Below are 273 nucleotides of genomic sequence, written 5' to 3'. Positions count from 1 at the left end.
GGCTCTTTGTCAAATGTGGGGGCTGCTCATATAAAAAGTTCTTAGCACTAGCTATCTAAATAGCTAGTGCTATTCTTTTTACTTAATAGAAGTATACGAACTCTGAAACGCTCAAAATGACGCAACCCATAACTTATTCTCTTTAATACTTTTATGTTATTATTACATCCTTCGGTAAACCCATTGGAGTATGGTAATACAAAGGCATTAACAATTTGAGGGAACCAACTAACAAAGGAGACTTTAAAATTACTAAACTCTGGTAGATGACTG

Annotated in this window: 1 protein-coding gene; it reads right to left on the bottom strand. The window is 34.4% G+C overall.

The features are described 5' to 3' along the window. Positions 1-47: 47 nt before the first annotated feature. A partial coding sequence (locus tag EO122_RS08155) for a transposase (RefSeq protein WP_164726004.1) occupies positions 48-273 on the bottom strand: 226 nt, incomplete at its 5' end.

The organism is Veillonella sp. CHU110 (genome assembly GCF_003992255.1).
Taxonomy (GTDB): Bacteria; Bacillota; Negativicutes; order Veillonellales; family Veillonellaceae; genus F0422.
The sequence above is the reverse complement of the archived record's forward strand: the minus strand, read 5'-3'. Positions and strand labels throughout refer to the sequence as shown.